Source organism: Psychroserpens mesophilus, assembly GCF_050617655.1.
In the GTDB taxonomy this organism is placed as follows: Bacteria; Bacteroidota; Bacteroidia; order Flavobacteriales; family Flavobacteriaceae; genus Psychroserpens; species Psychroserpens mesophilus_A.
The window spans coordinates 1-249 of record NZ_JBODQC010000362.1; the positions used below are offsets into that span (position 1 = coordinate 1).

1 protein-coding gene is annotated in these 249 nt (G+C 67.1%); it reads right to left on the reverse strand.

Annotated elements, in window-relative coordinates; all coding sequences use genetic code 11:
- The coding region (locus tag ACRHNM_RS17600) for an Lrp/AsnC ligand binding domain-containing protein (protein ID WP_431137940.1) at positions 1 to 249 on the reverse strand (249 nt) is incomplete at both ends.

Consider the following 249-nt stretch of genomic DNA (forward strand, 5'->3'; position numbering starts at 1 on the left):
GCCATCGGCAACTGCAGCCCGGTCTTGATTCGTTCCAGAGCGATCGAGGTGGTGTAGCGCCGGATGTTGTCGTCTCCGGAGAACAGCCGCGCCGCCAGCGCCTGGTACTCCTGCATATCGGCAGCCGTGACGATCAATGAATAGCCGGCTTCCCCGGTCACGTAGTAGCACTGCTGCACGGCGGGCTCGCGCGCCACGCGCGCGCGAAAGGCCAGGGACAGGTCCGGGCGCTCGTTGGCAGGCAGCCCG